The 16,611-nt window shown below is 65.8% G+C and carries 19 protein-coding genes; 10 read left to right on the forward strand and 9 right to left on the reverse strand.

Translation table 11 applies throughout. The features are described 5' to 3' along the window. The first annotated feature begins 73 nt into the window (after nt 1-73). Nucleotides 74-970: an alpha/beta hydrolase gene (locus U5805_RS00160; protein WP_322101401.1), complete on the forward strand. Its 897-nt coding sequence runs from the start codon at nt 74-76 to the stop codon at nt 968-970. A 4-nt stretch (nt 971-974) separates the two neighbouring features. Here U5805_RS00160 and U5805_RS00165 read toward each other — a convergent pair whose 3' ends face one another. From U5805_RS00165 to U5805_RS00175, 3 genes are all read right to left on the reverse strand, one after another. Next, nucleotides 975-1,256, reverse strand: coding sequence for a DUF1488 domain-containing protein (locus tag U5805_RS00165; RefSeq protein ID WP_322101402.1), 282 nt, complete (start codon nt 1,254-1,256; stop codon nt 975-977). Nucleotides 1,257-1,314: 58 nt separating this feature from the next. Further along, entirely contained in the window at nt 1,315-1,794 is a 480-nt protein-coding gene (locus U5805_RS00170; RefSeq protein WP_322101403.1) for a hypothetical protein, read from the reverse strand. A gap of 152 nt (nt 1,795-1,946) precedes the next feature. Beyond that, on the reverse strand, nt 1,947-2,696 hold the full coding sequence (locus tag U5805_RS00175) for an SDR family oxidoreductase (RefSeq protein WP_322101404.1): 750 nt from the start codon (nt 2,694-2,696) through the stop codon (nt 1,947-1,949). Nucleotides 2,697-2,792: 96 nt separating this feature from the next. Between U5805_RS00175 and U5805_RS00180 the strand changes: the two genes are divergently transcribed. Continuing rightward, on the forward strand, nt 2,793-3,686 hold the full coding sequence (locus tag U5805_RS00180; protein WP_322101405.1) for an AraC family transcriptional regulator: 894 nt from the start codon (nt 2,793-2,795) through the stop codon (nt 3,684-3,686). A gap of 205 nt (nt 3,687-3,891) precedes the next feature. On the opposite strand, the gene U5805_RS00185 is transcribed toward U5805_RS00180, so the two are convergent. After that, nucleotides 3,892-4,356: a low affinity iron permease family protein gene (locus U5805_RS00185; protein ID WP_322101406.1), complete on the reverse strand. Its 465-nt coding sequence runs from the start codon at nt 4,354-4,356 to the stop codon at nt 3,892-3,894. 184 nt (nt 4,357-4,540) lie between these two features. On the opposite strand from U5805_RS00185, the gene U5805_RS00190 reads away from it, so the two are divergent. Then, the gene (locus tag U5805_RS00190) at nt 4,541-5,560 is read left to right on the forward strand and encodes an alcohol dehydrogenase (RefSeq protein ID WP_322101407.1); all 1,020 of its coding nucleotides are present in this window, start codon (nt 4,541-4,543) and stop codon (nt 5,558-5,560) included. Between the two features lie 96 nt (nt 5,561-5,656). On the opposite strand, the gene U5805_RS00195 is transcribed toward U5805_RS00190, so the two are convergent. Next, nucleotides 5,657-6,958 (reverse strand): aspartate aminotransferase family protein, encoded by a 1,302-nt coding sequence (locus U5805_RS00195; protein ID WP_322101408.1) that lies wholly within the window; start codon nt 6,956-6,958, stop codon nt 5,657-5,659. Nucleotides 6,959-7,082: 124 nt separating this feature from the next. Here U5805_RS00195 and U5805_RS00200 point away from each other — a divergent pair, with 124 nt between their 5' ends. Together U5805_RS00200 and U5805_RS00205 are read left to right on the forward strand one after the other, a co-directional pair. Continuing rightward, nucleotides 7,083-7,982 (forward strand): LysR family transcriptional regulator, encoded by a 900-nt coding sequence (locus U5805_RS00200; RefSeq protein ID WP_322101409.1) that lies wholly within the window; start codon nt 7,083-7,085, stop codon nt 7,980-7,982. 136 nt (nt 7,983-8,118) lie between these two features. Further along, complete coding sequence (locus U5805_RS00205; RefSeq protein WP_322101410.1) at nt 8,119-9,336, forward strand: GGDEF domain-containing protein; 1,218 nt, start codon at nt 8,119-8,121, stop codon at nt 9,334-9,336. Nucleotides 9,337-9,399: 63 nt separating this feature from the next. Here the strand turns inward: U5805_RS00205 and U5805_RS00210 are convergent, their stop codons facing one another. The 3 genes from U5805_RS00210 to U5805_RS00220 all read right to left on the reverse strand — a co-directional run bounded on the left by U5805_RS00210 (nt 9,400) and on the right by U5805_RS00220 (nt 12,224). Then, a complete protein-coding gene (locus U5805_RS00210) occupies nt 9,400-10,590 on the reverse strand; it encodes a porin (protein WP_322101411.1) in 1,191 nt (396 codons plus the stop codon). Between the two features lie 321 nt (nt 10,591-10,911). Continuing rightward, nucleotides 10,912-11,742 carry a CmcJ/NvfI family oxidoreductase gene (locus tag U5805_RS00215; protein WP_322101412.1) on the reverse strand — a complete coding sequence of 277 codons (831 nt, stop codon included), beginning with the start codon at nt 11,740-11,742 and terminating at the stop codon, nt 10,912-10,914. 14 nt (nt 11,743-11,756) lie between these two features. Continuing rightward, nucleotides 11,757-12,224 (reverse strand): hypothetical protein, encoded by a 468-nt coding sequence (locus tag U5805_RS00220; protein WP_322101413.1) that lies wholly within the window; start codon nt 12,222-12,224, stop codon nt 11,757-11,759. On the opposite strand from U5805_RS00220, the gene U5805_RS00225 reads away from it, so the two are divergent. From U5805_RS00225 to U5805_RS00245, 5 genes are all read left to right on the forward strand, one after another. Further along, entirely contained in the window at nt 12,211-13,362 is a 1,152-nt protein-coding gene (locus U5805_RS00225; protein WP_322101414.1) for an ABC transporter substrate-binding protein, read from the forward strand. The genes U5805_RS00220 and U5805_RS00225 overlap by 14 nt on opposite strands. Then, a complete protein-coding gene (locus U5805_RS00230; protein ID WP_322101415.1) occupies nt 13,359-14,186 on the forward strand; it encodes an ABC transporter ATP-binding protein in 828 nt (275 codons plus the stop codon). Before U5805_RS00225 ends, U5805_RS00230 begins: the two co-directional genes overlap by 4 nt. A 76-nt stretch (nt 14,187-14,262) precedes the next feature. Next, entirely contained in the window at nt 14,263-15,051 is a 789-nt protein-coding gene (locus U5805_RS00235; protein ID WP_322101416.1) for an ABC transporter permease, read from the forward strand. Further along, complete coding sequence (locus U5805_RS00240) at nt 15,044-15,916, forward strand: transporter substrate-binding domain-containing protein (protein ID WP_322101417.1); 873 nt, start codon at nt 15,044-15,046, stop codon at nt 15,914-15,916. The genes U5805_RS00235 and U5805_RS00240 overlap by 8 nt, the downstream gene beginning before the upstream one ends. Nucleotides 15,917-16,151: 235 nt before the next feature. Next, the gene (locus tag U5805_RS00245) at nt 16,152-16,367 is read left to right on the forward strand and encodes a zinc ribbon domain-containing protein (protein WP_322101418.1); all 216 of its coding nucleotides are present in this window, start codon (nt 16,152-16,154) and stop codon (nt 16,365-16,367) included. A 53-nt stretch (nt 16,368-16,420) separates the two neighbouring features. On the opposite strand, the gene U5805_RS00250 is transcribed toward U5805_RS00245, so the two are convergent. Further along, complete coding sequence (locus U5805_RS00250; protein ID WP_322101419.1) at nt 16,421-16,603, reverse strand: DUF2474 domain-containing protein; 183 nt, start codon at nt 16,601-16,603, stop codon at nt 16,421-16,423. Nucleotides 16,604-16,611 lie beyond the last annotated feature (8 nt).

The raw sequence follows: 16,611 nt of genomic DNA on the forward strand, positions 1-16,611 counted from the left end.
ATCATGCGGCTTGTGCAACGACATGCCTGCATTCGTGCCGCATTCATGCCGCATTCGCCGAACGGAGCCCATCATGAGCGAGAACGCGTCCCCGCCCAACGTTTCCGATTCCACGTCGGTTTCATACCGGCGCGCGAACGTCGAAGGACTGAGCATTTTCTATCGCGAAGCCGGCCCCGCGAGCGCGCCCGCGCTCGTGCTGCTGCACGGCTTTCCTTCGTCGTCGCGCATGTTCGATACGCTGATCCCGCTGCTCGCCACGCGCTATCGCGTCATCGCGCCCGACTACCCCGGCTGCGGCCACAGCGACGCGCCGCCGCCCTCGCAATTCGCCTATACGTTCGACCGTCTCGCGCACACGATCGGCGCGTTGCTCGAACAGCTCGGCATCGACCGTTATAGCTTCTATTTGCAGGACTATGGCGGCCCGGTGGGGTTTCGCATCATGCTGGCGCATCCCGAACGCTTGCAGACGCTCGTGATCCAGAACGCCAACAGCCACGAGGAAAGCCTCGGCCGCAAGTGGGCGGCGATCAAACAGTATTGGAACGACCCGCAAGCGCATCCGGAGGTGTTCGCGGCGTTCACCTCGTACGAAGCCACGAAGTTTCGCCACGACGGCGACAGCCCGCATCCCGAGCGCTACGACCCCGACACCTGGACCGACGAATACGCGTTCCTCACGCGTCCCGGCCAAGCCGCAATCCAGGCCGCGCTGCTCTACGACTATCGCACCAACGTGGCTTCGTACGCGCGCTGGCAAGCCTGGTTGCGCGCGCAACGACCGCCCACGCTCGTGATGTGGGGCCGCTACGACAGCTCGTTCGTAGCGTCGGCGGCGCAGGCGTATCAGCGCGATTTACCCGATGCCGAGGTGCATTTGCTCGACGCGGGCCATTTCGCACTGGACGAGAAAGTGGACGAAGCCGCGGCGCTGATGCACGCCTTTCTCGCGAAGCATCTGCGTTGAGGACTCAGCGGCTGCCGTACATGCGCAGATAACCGCTGCGCAGCGTCACGGCCGCCACTTTGGTTTCTTCGATCAAGCGCGCGGTGGCTTTGTGGATGGCATCGCGATGCGACTCGAATGCCGCGCGCAAATCGTCCTCGCGCGCGGACTGCGCGCCAAAGTGATCTTCGAGCGCCTCGGCCGTGATGATGCGTTCGACGTCGTCGTTGTTCGCCTTGGCCGTGAACACGAGCGCGAGTCGGTCGCCGTCGTAGACGAGCGGGCCTTCAGGAAACGAGATATTCATGATCGATGGACTCCGTTAGACCGTGCCGTCCAGTGAGCAAGTCCCGTTCCGCCGCGCGTCAGCTACCGTGCGCGACCGTTCGCAGCATGGCGATCTGCTCGCGCCAGCGCGGCAGCACGGCTTGCGGATCGTGCAGGCGAAACGTCACGCCGTTCACGACTTCCGCATATTTCGCGCGATGTTCGGCAACGGCTTCGATCGTCACGCGAAACACCGCGAGATCGAGCGCGGTTCGATGTTCGGCTGCGAGACTCGCGCGGGCACGCACTTCGAACAGCGCGCCGCCATGCACGAGCGAGAGCGTGAGCCGCCCGTCGCGCTTCAGGTTTTCCGTGGTGTTCGACTTCGGCCACATCGCCACGAACAGTTCGCTCGCCCCGGTCGCGAGAATTTCGCCCACGCTCAATTGCGCCGCATGCGGCCAGCCGTCCGCGCCCACTGTGGAAAGCCGGATCGCATCGCTCATGCGCGCTTCCAGACGATCGCCGCCGAAATCTTCCACGATTTGCGGCGGCAATACGTTTGCTGCGGTTTGCATCTTCGCTCCTCTTGTTCATCACGTGGCCACGGTGTCCAAGCCGCATGGCGACGCGGCCCCGCGCGGCTAGACGCTAGACGACTTCCTGAAAACGCGCAACGACAAGACGCGTTATTCCGTCACGAACAAGACGAAAGACGCTGGCTCGCCGCTCACGCGTGCGCGGCATCCCACCAGATTTTCGCGTCGGCGCCGGCGGGAATGTTCATCGGGCTGGCGGGGTCGGTGGCCGCTCGCCAAACGGCTTCGGCAACGTCCGCCGCATGCGTGATGGTGGTGTCTTTTTCCCAATGCGCGAACACTTCCTGCGCGATGCCTTCATACGGTTTGGGAAAGCCGGCCTGCATGCGCGTGCGGGCATTGTCGCCGAAACGCGTGTCGGGCGCGCGGCCCGGCAGCACGATGCGCGCGCGTATGCCGAACGGCTCCAGTTCCAGCGCGAGCGATTCCGTGAACGCATTCACCGCCGCCTTGCTGGCCGTGTACACCGAAAGCAGATGCAGCGGGCGCACCGTCACCGTCGATGTCACGTTGACGATCACACCGCGCTTGCGCTCGCGCATTTGCGGCAACACGGCCTGCGTGAGCGCCATCGTGCCTAGCGTATTGGTTTCGAACACTTCGCGCGCGGTCTCCATCGGCGTGCCTTCCAGCGCGTTCAGGAAGCCAATGCCCGCGTTGTTGACGAGCACGTCGAGCTGGCCCGCGGCGTCCACCGCGCGGCGAATGCTTTGCGCGTCGGTCACGTCGAGCGCGATCACGCGCAGCTTGTCCGAGCGCGGCAGCAAATCCTCGCGCGGCGTTCGCATGGTCGCGATCACCTTCCAGTCGCGTTCGAGAAAGTAACGGGCGGTTTCCAGACCGAATCCGGACGAGCATCCGGTGATGAGAACGGTATTCATGAGCACTCCCTGGGCGTTGAGTGCTTGAAACGATAAATCGCCGCAGCCGGACTTGCTACAATCAATCGTCCACTTTTCATTCGAGGAAGTCCGGCAATGACCGACCCGCTCGCCGAGATCGTCACGCTGCTCCAACCGCAGGCCGCGTTCTCGAAAGTCGTGAGCGGCGCGGGGCGCTGGCGCGTGCGCCGCACGCAGGCCGGCGAGCCGTTCTATTGCGTGGTGCTCGAAGGCGCGAGCCGCATGGCCGCCAACCAGCGCGCGCCGCTCGTGCTGGAACCCGGCGACTTCGTGCTCGTGCCCGAAGTGTTCACATTCGAAATGTCGAGTCTCGAACCGCCGGCCGATACCGAGAGTCACACCGCCCCCGTCGAGCTGATCGGCGGCGGCTTTCGTCTTGGCGATGCCGACGCGCCCGCCGAAGTGCAACTGCTCGTGGGCCACTGCATGTTCGGCTCGCCCGACGCGGCGTTGCTGCTCTCGTTGCTGCCCGAACTCGTTCACGTGCGCGGCGACCCGCGCCTGGCCACGCTCGTCAAACTCGTGCGCGACGAATCGCGCGCGCAGCGCCCCGCACGCGAAGTCGTGCTCGCGCGTCTGCTCGAAGTGCTGCTCATCGAGGCGCTGCGTTCCGCGCAAACCTCCACCTCGCCCGGTCTCGTGCGCGGTCTCGCCGACGCGCGCCTCGCGCTCGCGTTGCGCGAAATGCACGAACGCCCCGAAAAAGCGTGGACGGTCGCGCAGCTTGCCGAAACGGCGGCGCTCTCGCGCTCGGCGTTTTTCGAGCGATTCAGCCGCGCCGTCGGCATCGCGCCGATGGAATATCTGCTTTCGTGGCGGATGGCGCTCGCAAAAAATCTGCTGCGCCGCCGGGTTGGCGGCATCGCCCAAGTGGCGGAGCGCGTGGGATATAGCTCGGCGAGCGCATTCAGCGTGGCCTTCGCTCGCCACGTGGGCGTCTCGCCAAGCCGGTTCCTGCAAGACGGTTGAGCGCGCAACGTTCGGCACAAGGCGTTCGAACGCCATCGCCCGATTATTCCGAATATTGTTCCGGCTATTTTTCCCGGCGCGGGCCGCAGTCGCGACGGCCGCCTGCGCGGCGCACGTTCACCGCCGCTGAGCTACCGCACGCATCCGCTCGGCGCGGCCGCGCACGCACGCACGCACGCACGCATCACGCATCACGCATCACGCATCACGCATTCTCCCGCTTGCCGCCGTCATGGCCGTGTTCGTTTTCATTTTCTTCGTCGTCGACGAACGGCGAATCGGTGTCCTTGTTTCCCTTGCGCAGCGCGCCGCGAGCTTCGTCCGCGAGTTTTTCGTACTGCTTACGAAAACGCGTCAAGTCCTTCTCGTCGAGTTCTTCGAGATCGAGCAGCGCGTTATGCGCGCCTTGAAGCGCGCGGATCAATTCGTCGAGCTTGATCTGCATGGCCGCGGTGTCGCGGTTTTGCGTGTTCTGGATCAGGAACACCATGAGGAACGTGACGATGGTCGTCGACGTGTTGATGACGAGCTGCCACGTATCGCTGTAATGAAACACGGAGCCGGTGACGGCCCACACGACCACGAGCAGCGCCGCGATCACGAATGTCGCGGGACGGCCCGCCATCGACGAAAGCCAGCTCGAGAACCTTGAAAACCAGCTCCTGTTCATGTCGGTTCGCTCCTGAGCGGTGGTAATCGCACGCCGTGACGGCAGCAAATATCGGGCCCGATTAAGCGCCAACCGTCCTGTCCTACAATGTCGCGAGGTGGTGCCGCATGTCATGCGTGCGGCGCGCACGACGCGTCGCACGGTTCTCTCTCCGGTTCTCGATTGCAGATGGCAAGGAGCACGTATGCGAACGATGCAGGCAGTGCAGGTCACGAAAGCGGGCGGTCCTCTCGAAGTCGTCGAACGAAACGTGCCGGAGCCGCCCGCGGGGCACGTTCTGGTCAAGGTGCAGGCGTGCGGCATCTGCCACAGCGACTCGCTCACGGTGGAAGGCCAGTGGCCGGGCCTGCAATTTCCGCGCGTGCCGGGCCATGAAATCGCGGGCGTGATCGAGAAAGTGGGCGCGGGCGTGCAGGACTGGAAAACCGGCCAGCGCATCGGCGTGGGTTGGCACGGCGGTCACTGCGGCCATTGCGAGAATTGCCGTCACGGCGACTTCGTTCTCTGCAAGAACGCGCTCGTGCCCGGCATCAGCTACGACGGCGGTTACGCCGAATACATGGTCGCGCCGCAGGAAGCGCTCGCGCGCATGCCCGACGATCTCGCCGATATCGACGCCGCGCCGCTGCTCTGCGCCGGCATCACCACTTTCAACGCGCTGCGCAAGAGCGGCGCGCAGGCGGGCGACGTGGTGGCGATCCTCGGCATCGGCGGGCTGGGCCATCTGGGCGTGCAATACGCGCGCAAGATGGGCTACGTGACGGTGGCCATCGCGCGCGGCGAGGACAAGGCGCCGCTCGCGAAGCAACTGGGCGCGCATCACTACATCGACAGCGAAGCGCAGAACGTGGGCGAAGCGCTCCAGGCGCTCGGCGGCGCGCGCGTGATTCTCGCCACGGCCACGAGCGGCAAGGCAATGAGCGCGGCCATCGGCGGGCTGGGCATCAACGGCAAGCTCATCATGGTCGGCATTTCGCAGGAGCCGGTCGAGGTGCCCATCGCGCAATTCATCATGGGCCGCAATTCGGTGCAGGGCTGGCCCTCGGGCACCGCCGCCGACTCGCAGGAAACGCTGGCCTTCAGCGCGCTTGCGGGCGTGAAGCCGATGACCGAGGAATATCCGCTCGCACGCGCGCCCGAGGCTTACGCGCACATGATGAGCGGCAAGGCGCGCTTTCGCGTGGTGCTCACGCCCGGCAAATAAAGCTCGCCATCGACGATAAAAACGGCGGCGCGCGGTGCGGGCGCCGCCGCTTTTTCACAGCGGCTTTTTCACAGCGGCTTTTTCACAGCCGCGTTTTCACAGCGACCGCTCGATCGCCTGACCGAGCAGCGACAAGCCCAGATCGATCTCTTCTTCGCTTACCGTGAGCGGCGGCGCAATGCGAAACACGCCGCCCATGCCGGGCAACTGCACGATGTTCATGCTCAGGCCGAGCTTCATGCACTCGCGCGTGATCTTCGCGCCCAAGCCGTCGGCGGGCGCTTTCGTGCGGCGGTCCTTCACCACTTCCATGCCGCGCAGCAGGCCGCGGCCGCGCACGTCGCCGATGCAGTCGAAACGCTCCATCAGATCGAGCAGGCCGCGTTCGAGCCGCGCGCCGACTGCATTGGCGCGCGCCACGAGCCCGTCGCGCGCCACGACGTCGAGCACGCGCAAACCGACCGCCGCGGGCAGCGGATCGGAAACGTGCGTCGTGTAGAACAGATAGCCGCGTTCGTGCGCGCGGTCCTCGATTTCCGCCGACGTGACCACGGCCGCGAGCGGCAAGCCCGCGCCCAGCGTTTTCGAGAGCGTGAGGATGTCGGGCGTCACGCCGTCGCGCTCGAACGCGAACATCGTGCCGGTGCGGCCCACGCCCGTCTGCGCTTCGTCGAGGATCAGCAGCATGCCGCGCTCCTCGCACTTGCGCTTGAGCGCCGCGAGATAACCGGGCGGCAGGTCGATGATGCCGCCCGAACTCAGAATGGGCTCGGCGATGAAAGCCGCAAGATTGCCGCTCGACTGACGGTCGATCAGATCGAATGCGTAGTCGAGTTCGGCGCCCCAGTCGTACTGCCCGCCGCGCTCGAAACGCGGACGGTAGGCAAACGGCGCGGGAATCGCGAACGAGCCGACCGCCGCCGGGCCCACGCCGCGCCGTCCCGCGCTGTAGGTGGCCGAAGCGGCCGCGCCCGTCATGCCGTGCCACGACTGCGCGAAGCCCACGATCTCGTACTTGCCGGTGACGAGCTTGGCCATGCGGATCGCGGCTTCGTTCGACTCCGCGCCGGTGCTCAGCAGCAGCGCGCGGTCGAGCCCGGCGGGCGTGATCGCGGCAAGCCGTGTGGCGAGATCGACCACGGGCCGCGAAAGCATGCCGCTGAACAGGTGATCGAGCTTGCCTGCATATTCGTTGACGACGGCCACGATCTCCGGGTGGCTGTGGCCGAGCACGGCGCTCATCTGGCCGGAGGTGAAATCGAGAATCGCGCGGCCGTCGGCGTCGTAGACGAAACTGCCTTGCGCGCGCTCGATGATCATCGGCTCGAACGTGCCGCCGTAGCGGACCAGGTGTTGTCGGGCGTTGCGCCAGAAAGCGGCGTCGTCGTTGCGGGACACGGCGTGCTCCTCGTCGGGTTGAATCCGCAGTCTAGTGGGCGCGCCGCGTTTACAAAATCGAATAGTGTTAATGGCAGCCAGAAGCCGCGCTAATATCGGAGGTTTCCGGCTTTGGGCCTCCGTCATGAGTCAGGCGTTGGAAATCGACCTGTTGCGCAGCTTTGCCGTGATCGCCGAAACGCGCGCGCTGAGTCGCGCCGCGAGCCGCGTGGGCCGCACGCAGTCGGCGTTGAGCCAGCAGATGAAGCGGCTCGAAGGCATCGTCGACCAGCCGCTCTTTCAGCGCACGGGGCGCGGCATCGTGCTGACGAACCCCGGCGAACGGCTGCTCGTACACGCGCAGCGCATCTTGCGGCTGCACGACGAAGCAATGGCCGACCTGCTCGGCAAGGGTTTGTCGGGCAGCATCCGCTTCGGTTGCCCCGACGATTACGCGGCCGTGTTCCTGCCCTCGCTCATGCGCGAATTCGCGCGTCAGCACCCGCACGCGCGAGTCGAGGTCGTGTGCGCGCCCACGCCGCGCCTGCTCGAACATCTCGACAACCGCGCCGTCGATCTGGCGATGATTTCGCTGCCCGATTCCGCCGGCCGCAGCGGCGATAGCGGCGATAGCGGCGACAGCACCGACGGCGGCGGCGACGTCATTCGCCGCGAGCAACTCGTCTGGATCGGCTATCCGGGGCTCGATCCGGCCCATTTCGACCCGCTGCCGCTCGCGCTCTCCGACGCCGACACGCTCGACCATCTCGCCGCCCGCGCCGCACTCGAACGCGCGGGCCGCGCCTACCGCATCGCGTGCGCGAGCAGCAGTCTTTCGGGGCTCATGGCGCTCGTGCGCGCGGGGCAGGCTTTCGCCGTCGTCACGCAAACCGCCGTGCCGCCCGATCTCGCCGTGCTCCCCGCCGACGCCGCGCTGCCGCCGCTGCCCGCCGTGGGCATCAGCGTGAAATGCGACCGCCGCCGCCCGTCGCCGCTCGCCGCCGCGTTCGCGGAGCACATCCGGCAGACGCTGCCGCTCTTGTGACGAATCGACGTAACCGCGCGCGATTAGCGCCCGATCAGGACCATTTAGACGAAATTTAACTTTCGTCGTCGTGCGGCGTTTTCATCGTAAAATGCCGCAGGCGCCGCGATGTACCGGCGCAAAGCCTCCATCCGCGATGCACGTCGACCTCCCCACCCTCTATCTCCTTGCGATCGGAACCCTTTTAGCCAGCGCGGGCATGACGCTGTGGGAGCATCGCACGCATCCCAAGCGCAGCAAGGTGCTCAAGACGCTCGCGGCCGGTTACGCCACGCTCGCGCTCGGCTGCATGACGGCGATGATCCGCACCTCGCTGCCCGGCGCGCTGGGACCGGCGCTGTGCAACGTGGTGATCGTCGTGGGTTATCTGCTGATTCTCGACGGCGTGGCGGCGCTCAACGGCCGCGGCTATCGCGCGCTTTCCATCGCGACGGTGGTGCTGCTTTCGTTCACCTGGTGGCTGGGCGGCATGCCGTGGGTGGCGGCCATGTGGAACTATGGCAGTTCCGTGCCGATCACGCTCGCCTCGCTGCTCACCGCGCGCGAGCTGCTCAAGGACGACATTCGGGGCGACGCTCACGGCGACGGCGCCCGCCAAGCGCCGCGCGGCATCGAGGCGCGTCATATCGGCGTGGTGGTGACCGGCATCCACGCCGTGTTCTATGCGGTGCGCGCGTTCCTGCTGCCGTGGCTCGCGGCGCGCTACGGGCCGGGCATGCTGATGACGATCGGCAAGGCCACCATGTACGAAGGCGTGCTGTATTCGGTCGTGCTGCCGATGACCTTGCTGCGCCTCGTGCGCGAGGAAACGCACGGCAATCTGCTGCGCGAGTCGCAAACGGACTACCTCACGCGCCTCGGCAACCGGCGCTGGTTCTTCGAGGAAGGCACGCGCGTGATCGCCGAAGGCGGCGGCCATCGGCCGGTCTCGCTGCTGGCGTTCGACCTCGATCACTTCAAGGCGATCAACGACCGCCACGGCCACAAGACCGGCGACGAAGTGCTCAAGGCGTTCGCCGAAGTCGCGCGCGAAGTGACCGGCCCGGACACCCTCATCGCGCGCATCGGCGGCGAGGAATTCGCGGCGCTGCTGTGCGGGCGCCATAGCGTGCGCGCGCGCGAAGTGGGCGAAACCATCGCAATGCGCTTTGCGCGCACCGTCTCGGCGCGCATGAGCGACATGCCCATTCACGCCACCGTCAGCATCGGGCTCGCGCAGTCGGGCGAGGACGCGTTCCGGCACAGTCTCGCCGACCTGCTCGCCGCCGCCGACAAGGCGCTTTATCGCGCGAAATCGCTCGGCGGCAACCGGCTCGAACTCGCGCAGATCGTCGAGCGACCCGCGCTCGCCTGAGAACCGGCGCCAGTCGGAAACGCGCCGGCCACGGCGCGCGCGGCCACGCTTTCCCGCCTTTCCTCAGAACCGGTGCGTCACACCGACGATCGCGGCCACGGCGTGACTCGTGCTCGAATACGTCGAGCCGCTGAAGTTCGCCACCGCCGCCTGGCCCGTCGAGTCCGTGCCCGAAGCCGCCTCGTAGAACGCGTCCGCGTACAGCGAGGTGCGCTTCGTCACGAGATAGATCGCGCCCAGGTTGACCTGGTTGTAATGCGCGCTGTCGTAGCCGCCCGCGCCGCTGTTGTGCGTGTAGATGTACGCCGCCGCGAGCGTGAGCGCCGGGCTCAGCGCATATTTGACGTTCAGCTCGCCCGCGTTGAAGGTGGCCGTGCCGCCGTGGTAGACGGTGCCGTAGCTGCCGCCCGCCGCGCTCTTGCCGAGATTCTGGAACTGCGTGTTCGAATAGAGCAGCGCCAGCGTCACGGGGCCGAGGCCGTAGGAGCCGCCTGCCGTGACGATCTGCTGCGAACCGGCCGAGGCATAGCCGCCGTAGATGCGGCTCGGCATGTTGTTGTTCGTGCCCGTCGCCGAGGTCGACGAATTGCCCTGATCGCCGAACGTCGCGTAGTACGGACGATTGGTGAATTCGTAGCTCGCGCCGAGTTTGAGCGGACCGTTCGCATAGGCAAGCGCCACGTCCTTCACCGCGTTCTGGCCAAAATTGCCCGCCACGTTGCCGAAGCTGTAAAGCACGCCGAGCGTGAAGCCCGCGACATTGGGGCTCGTGTACTTCACGGCGTTCTGGATGCGGTTGGAGGTATCCACGTTGTCGACGTCGGCCGCGCGCGTGCCGTAGCCGAGCCCCGAAGCGGCCCAGTCGGCGCCCGAGGCGAACGAACTGGTCGCGTCGTTGCTGGCCGAGTACTGACGGCCCGCCGTGAGCGTGCCCCAGGTCGCGCTGGAAAGTCCCACATAGGCCTTGCGCCCGAATTCCAGGCCGCCCTGGCTGAACGCGCCCGAGCCCAGCGTGAAGCCGTTTTCGAGGTCGAATACCGCCTTGAGGCCGCCGCCCAGGTCCTCCGCGCCGAGCAGGCCCCAGCGCGAGGAGCTTGCCGAGGAAAGACCGTAGAGCGAGCCGCCCTTGACGTTGTTGTTGTAGAGAAAACCGGCGTCGACGACGCCGTAGAGCGTGACGCTGCTCTGTGCCTGCGCTGCGCCGGCGAACAGGCCGAGCGAGATGGCCGCTGCGCGGATCTTGTGGATTTTCATCTGCTTGAATCTTCTGTGGTTATCGAGGTTGGAATCGCTTGCGCGCGGCACGCCGGCAACGCCTGCATCCCCTGACGTTCCCGCACTGGCTGCGCGGCCACCGAGTCTAGGGACAACGTTACGGACTACCAACCAAGTTATTCGACTAAGCTTTACGTCCCGCCTCCAGGATTCTTTCTGGATATTGCGCATATCGTCCGCGCGCGGCGAACGCAACAAAACGGCCGCGGCATGGGCCGAGGCCGTCGTTGGAAACAGCGCTTTCGCGAGATCATTTCACGGGATCATTCGCGAGATCATTCGCGGCATCACTGCACGGGATTAGAAGCGCAGCAACGCGCGCAACTCGATGCTGCGCCGCGGGCGGGCATGCGCCGCCGAAGCGGGATCGTCGAAGGCCGTGTGCGCCGTGAAGCGCGCCGTGCCGCCGCCTGCCGAATCGTAAATCTTCAGCAGCACGACTTCGTCGGGCGTCATGCGCGGAAAGTAATACCAGCGATGCCGCGGATTGAACACGAAGGCATAGGTTTCGCCCACCTTGTCGCGATAGACGAGATCGGACGCGACAAGATCGGTCAGCGCGATACTGCGCGCATCGCACATCGCCAGCGGCGACGACTCCACCACGTTCAGCGGCCGCCACAAGTTGACGATGGCGACGCGGCCTTCGAGCCACTGTTGGGCGCGCTCGGGCGGCAAATGATCGCGCACGCGGCGCGGCCCCGAAACGAAGGTCTGGTCGTTGTGAACGTAGCGCACCGGCACGCGCACGCCATGACCTTCCTCGCGGTGCGCGCCGTCGCGCAACGTGTGATCGAAAATCACCACTTCTTGCGCGCCGGTCCAACGCCTGAGCAGCGCTTCCGACTCGCGGTAGTAGATCGACCCGATTGCTTCGGGGTCCGAAAAGTCGGCGAGTGCGCTGCGATGCGCATGCAGCTCGAAACCGTTGCGGTCGAGCGTGGGACCGCCCGGCGGCGGCGCGACGCGCGCGTCGGCAATGGCCACGCGGTAGCCGCGCCAGGTGCCGCTGCGGCGCGGACGGCCGTCGGGCGGATCGTAGGCGTACGTCACGGGCTTCGCGCCGTCGGCCACGAGATAGTTGAGGTCGGCTTCCACCGTTACCGCTTCATCGACCACGATTTCGCCCATTGCTTTCTCCCCGTTCAGTCGAGCCGCATTTCCGCCATGCAGGGAAACATGAGCGGCGTATAGCTCATGTTGAAATAGCCGTAGCGCGCGTATCGCGCGATGTGTTCCAGGCGCCCGGCGTTATCGGCGCCGGTGTGTTCGGGTTCGCGCGGATGACGTGGAAATAGCCGCTGGAGCAGCGCAATGGGTGCATTCGACATGACGAATACCTCGCATCGGGAGACGTATTTCAATCTAGTCGCGCGCATGCGCCCGGCCAAACAAGCAATTCTGCAATGCTTAGGCTTGCAGAAGGACACGCCGGATACGCACGCGATTCCCTTGTCGATTTCCTTGTCGATTCGCATAACCAAAGCACGTTTTGTTGGTTTGCGTTGCGCGGTCGCGGCGCGAGAATTTTGGCGACTCTTTCGCTCGCGCATCGCGCGGACTTCACTTTCACACGCTATCTCTCGTCGGGCTGACTCCATGAAGGCGCGCATTTCACTACTTCGTTCGCATACCTCGCTTCGCTTTGCGGCAAGCGCCCTTCTCGCGGCCGGCGCCGCTGCCGCCGTTCTGCTGCAAAGCGCGTGTACGCCGCACGACACGCCGGCGCAAACCGCCGCCGCATCGGCAGCGCCCCAGAATGCGGGCCAAAGCGCACCCCGAAGCGCACCCCAAGGCGCACCCCAAAGCGCGGGCCAAAATCAGCAGATCGTCTATTTCAAGTATCCCGACAATCCGGCTTTCGATCTCGTCTATCTCGCCGACAAACTGGGCTATTTCAACAACACGAGCACGCGTCCGCAATACGTGGGCAAGATTTCAGCGCCGCAAATCATTCCGCTCGTGGGAACCGGCGAGATCGACTTCGGCACGCGCATGGTGCCGCTCGTGATTTCGGCCATTGCCAGCGGCGCCGACATCAAGGTGATTTCGGCCGGCGGCGAGACGTTGCCCGACGCGCCGCACATGAAATACTTCACGCGCAAGGACTCCGGCATTCTTGGCCCGAAGGACTTCGAGGGCAAGACCGTGGCATTCAACAGTTTCGGCGCGTGCGCGGAATTCGTGACGAAGAAATATCTCGCGCAGCACGGCGTGGACGTATCGAAGGTCAACTGGCTCGTCGTTCCCGACAACCAGTCGCAACAAGCGCTCGTCACGAAGAACGTGGACATCGCGATCATTCACCCGCCTTTCTCGGGCGCGGCCGAAGCCGACCCGCAACTGCACAAGCTGTGGAGCGACTGGGACGAAGATCACGGCCTGGGCGGCATGGCCCCCTATAGCGTGAACGGCGCGTTCGCCCGCGCGCATCCGCAAGCGGTGCGCGACTTCGTGACGGCCATCGCCAAGGCAGGCAACTGGGTCAACGACCACCCCGACGAAGCGCGCAAACTCACCGCCGAACGCCTTGGCATCGACGAAAAACTCGTCGAGCGTTATGCCTATGTGAAAGACCTCGTGGTCACGGAACCGCCCATTCAGTATTACATCGACATTCTCGAACAGGCCGGCAAGATCCCCAAAGGCAAGGTTCACGTCAAAGACGTTTATACGAACCAGTACAACGCGTTCGCCGCGAAAGAAACCCAGGCTAGCGTCACGCCGGCCGCCCACGGCGCGCGCTCATGAGCACGGCGCCCGGCCGCGAGAAAATCGTCGCGCGCGATCTCTCGCTGGTCTACTCGAACGCCGCGACGCAGGCGAGCCACACCGTGCTGGAACATTTCGATCTGAGCGTGCGCGAAGGCGAGTTCCTCTCGCTGCTCGGGCCGAGCGGTTGCGGCAAGTCGACGTTTCTCAACGCGCTCGCGGGTCTCGTTGCGCCCGCTTCCGGCGAGATTCGCGTGAACGGCGAAGCGGTGAGCGCGGCGCGCCGGAAACTGGGTTTCGTGTTTCAGGGTTACGCGCTTTTTCCGTGGCGAACCGTGCGCCGGAATGTCGAAGCGGGGCTGGAAATTCGCGGGGTGAAACGCGCGCAACGGCGCAGCGAAGCCGAGCGCTTTCTGCGTCTCGTGGGGCTGTCCGATTTCGCCGATCACTACCCGCATCAGCTTTCGGGCGGCATGCGCCAGCGGGTAGCCATTGCACGCGCGCTGGCCTACGGCCCCGAGATTCTGCTGATGGACGAGCCGTTCGGCGCGCTCGATGCGCAAACGCGCGAATCGTTGCAACAGGAATTGCTCGGCATTTGGGAACACAGCGCGAAAACCGTGGTGTTCGTCACGCACAGCATCGACGAAGCCATTTTTCTTTCCGATCGCGTGGCCGTACTCGGGCGCGGCCCCGGCCGCGTGAAGGAGATCGTCACGATCGACTTGCCGCGACCGCGCGATGCCGCCTTGCGCCACTCGCCCGAATTCGTCGCGCTGCGGCAGCGCGCGTGGGAAAGCCTGCGCACGGAACTCGACACCGCGCGTGGCCGCGCGGCGCAAACGGGAGTGGAACATGTCTGACTCGGGCGGCGTTCGACGTAACGCACTTTATGCACGGTTCGTATCGGCGCGCGAAAGACAACGGCCTTCCCGCGCTTTGGCCGCGAGGCGCTCGTTCGCGGGCTGGCTCGCGCCGTTCGAGCGCTCCGTCGCGCTCGTCGCATTCGTGTTGCTGTGGGAAGTGCTGCCGCGCGCGGGCATCGTCAATCCCGCGTATTTGAGCCCGCCTTCGCAAGTGGTGGCGGCCATCGCCAGGCTCACCGCAAGCGGCGAAGTGTGGACGCATCTGGGCGCGAGCGCGCTGCGCTCGATCAGCGGACTGTTGCTCGCCGTGGCGGGCGGCATGGTTTGCGGCTTCGCGCTGGGCGTGTTCCGGCGAGTCGAGCGCATTGTCGATCCCGTGTTCCAGTTGTTGCGGCAGGTTTCGGCATTCGCGCTCTTTCCCGTGTTCATGCTGTTTCTCGGCATCGGCGAATCGTCGAAGATCGCCATTGTCGTGTGGGCCGCGTTCTGGCCGGTGCTGCTCAATACCATCGCGGGCGTGAAGCAGGTCGAACGCATGTTGATCGATTGCGCGCGCGTGATGGGCGCGTCGCCGGCATTCATCGCCCTCAAGGTCGCCTTGCCCGCCGCGCTTCCGCAAATTCTTACCGGCATCCGGCTTGCAGGGGCGTACAGCATAACGGCGCTCGTGGCGGCGGAAATGATCGGCGCGCGCTCCGGCCTGGGCTTTTACACGCTCAATTCGCAGGAAACGTTTCAGATTCCCGATATGTACGCGGGCATCGTATTGCTCGCTATCTTTGGACTACTGATCAATCAGGGTCTTTCGCTGCTCGAGCGCCGCTTGCTGCGCTGGCGCGTGGGTCTCGCGCAAAATGGCTGACGCGTTCGCACTGCCCGCGCGCACGCAATCGCCGCGCGCGCGGGCAGCGTTCCTCGCGTGGCTCGCGTTGCTCGGTCTTGCGCTGGCGGCGGCTGCGTGGCCCGGCGCGTTCGAATCGACACGGCCTTTTGCCGCCGCCGTGGCGCGCGGCAGGCTGGTGGTCGCGGTGCCGCCCAGGCCTGCGCCCACGCTTTACGTCGGCAAGGTCGACCGCAGCGTGCGCGCGCCCGATCCGCTCGCGGCGGCGCTCGCCGGCGATCTCGCGCAACGCTTGGGCTTGCCCGTCGAATTGCGCCTCGTCGAGCCCGCAGAAGCGGGCGCAACGGTCGCGTCAGGCAACGCCGATGCCGCGATTGCGGGCCTTTCCTTCGCGCCCGCCGCCTCGCTCGCGTTCGCGCCCACGGCGTACGCAACGGGGCGCGGCATGGCGCTCGTGCTGCGGCACGGCAACGTGCGGCGCTGGAGCGATTTGCGCGGCAAACCGGTGTGCGCCGCAACGGGCGACGCGTTCGCCGCGCGCGCGGCACGCGACTATCGCGCGAACGTGCTGCCCTTTAATCGCCCGCTCGACGCCTTGCTCGCTTTTCAGGCCGGCGACTGCGCCGCGCTCGTGGCCGACGAATTCGTCGCGCGCGCCTTGCTCAGACAGCCCGACTGGACGTACTACCGCGCGCTGCCCGGCACCGTCGCGCCCATGCCCGCGTACATCGCCACGCGCGGCGGCGACACGGCGAGCACCGTGTTCGTGGAGGAAACCGTGGCGGCGTGGCGGCGCGAGCGCTGGTTGGCCACGGTGCGCAGCGGTCTCGCGACGAATCTCGCCTTCGACATGTTCAACGCCGAAAACGATTTGTACTGCCACTAGCGGCATCGACGACGCTTCACGAACCGGCCGTCGATATTCGCCGCTAGTCGCCGCTAGTCGCCGCTAGTCGCCGCTAGTCGCCGCTAGTCGCCCATGGTCGCGGATACTCGCCGCTAGTCGCGGATACTCGCCCACATTGCGCGAATGCCACCGCTCGTCCCCATGACGCCCGCGGCGCCGGCTTGCCGGATTTGTTGCATACTGGCCGTTGAACTGCCTTCATACGCCCAGCATCATGCCCCTATACGACTATGACTGCCCGAGCTGCGGCATCTTCGAAGCGTCGCGCCGCATAGCCGAACGCGACGCAGCGCTGCGCTGCCCCGCGTGCGGCGCGCTCGCGCAACGGCACATCAACACGAAGGCGGCGTCCGTGGGCGGCAGCGAGAGCGGCAACGAAGACCCGGGCAGTTACGGCATGCGGCACCGAGGCGGCTGCTCCTGCTGCTGATTCCCCGTCAGCCGGCCGCGCGCCCGGTGCGCTCCTCAGTGCGCTCAGTGCGCTCAGTGCGTCTTGAGGCCGGCAGCTTCCATGGCTGCGCGCAACAGCAACACGGCCACGCCCGCGACCGTCACGCTCGCGGCCCACAAGCCCACGAGCCACAACAGCTTTTGCCACCAGGCGCTGCCGCGTCGGCCGCCGTCGACCTGCCCTTCGTCATCTAGCTTCATTTGCGTGAGCTTCATGGCACGAG

The sequence above is a fragment of the Paraburkholderia sp. J41 genome (genome assembly GCF_905220235.1).
GTDB lineage: Bacteria > Pseudomonadota > Gammaproteobacteria > Burkholderiales > Burkholderiaceae > Paraburkholderia.

Coding starts and splice junctions, on each gene's coding strand:
- U5805_RS00160 (WP_322101401.1), top strand. CDS start 74: ATGAGCGAGAACGCGTCCCCGCCCAACGTTTCCGATTCCACGTCGGTT.
- U5805_RS00165 (WP_322101402.1), bottom strand. CDS start 1,256: ATGAATATCTCGTTTCCTGAAGGCCCGCTCGTCTACGACGGCGACCGA.
- U5805_RS00170 (WP_322101403.1), bottom strand. CDS start 1,794: ATGCAAACCGCAGCAAACGTATTGCCGCCGCAAATCGTGGAAGATTTC.
- U5805_RS00175 (WP_322101404.1), bottom strand. CDS start 2,696: ATGAATACCGTTCTCATCACCGGATGCTCGTCCGGATTCGGTCTGGAA.
- U5805_RS00180 (WP_322101405.1), top strand. CDS start 2,793: ATGACCGACCCGCTCGCCGAGATCGTCACGCTGCTCCAACCGCAGGCC.
- U5805_RS00185 (WP_322101406.1), bottom strand. CDS start 4,356: ATGAACAGGAGCTGGTTTTCAAGGTTCTCGAGCTGGCTTTCGTCGATG.
- U5805_RS00190 (WP_322101407.1), top strand. CDS start 4,541: ATGCGAACGATGCAGGCAGTGCAGGTCACGAAAGCGGGCGGTCCTCTC.
- U5805_RS00200 (WP_322101409.1), top strand. CDS start 7,083: ATGAGTCAGGCGTTGGAAATCGACCTGTTGCGCAGCTTTGCCGTGATC.
- U5805_RS00205 (WP_322101410.1), top strand. CDS start 8,119: ATGCACGTCGACCTCCCCACCCTCTATCTCCTTGCGATCGGAACCCTT.
- U5805_RS00210 (WP_322101411.1), bottom strand. CDS start 10,590: ATGAAAATCCACAAGATCCGCGCAGCGGCCATCTCGCTCGGCCTGTTC.
- U5805_RS00215 (WP_322101412.1), bottom strand. CDS start 11,742: ATGGGCGAAATCGTGGTCGATGAAGCGGTAACGGTGGAAGCCGACCTC.
- U5805_RS00225 (WP_322101414.1), top strand. CDS start 12,211: ATGAAGGCGCGCATTTCACTACTTCGTTCGCATACCTCGCTTCGCTTT.
- U5805_RS00220 (WP_322101413.1), bottom strand. CDS start 12,224: ATGCGCGCCTTCATGGAGTCAGCCCGACGAGAGATAGCGTGTGAAAGT.
- U5805_RS00230 (WP_322101415.1), top strand. CDS start 13,359: ATGAGCACGGCGCCCGGCCGCGAGAAAATCGTCGCGCGCGATCTCTCG.
- U5805_RS00240 (WP_322101417.1), top strand. CDS start 15,044: ATGGCTGACGCGTTCGCACTGCCCGCGCGCACGCAATCGCCGCGCGCG.
- U5805_RS00245 (WP_322101418.1), top strand. CDS start 16,152: ATGCCCCTATACGACTATGACTGCCCGAGCTGCGGCATCTTCGAAGCG.
- U5805_RS00250 (WP_322101419.1), bottom strand. CDS start 16,603: ATGAAGCTCACGCAAATGAAGCTAGATGACGAAGGGCAGGTCGACGGC.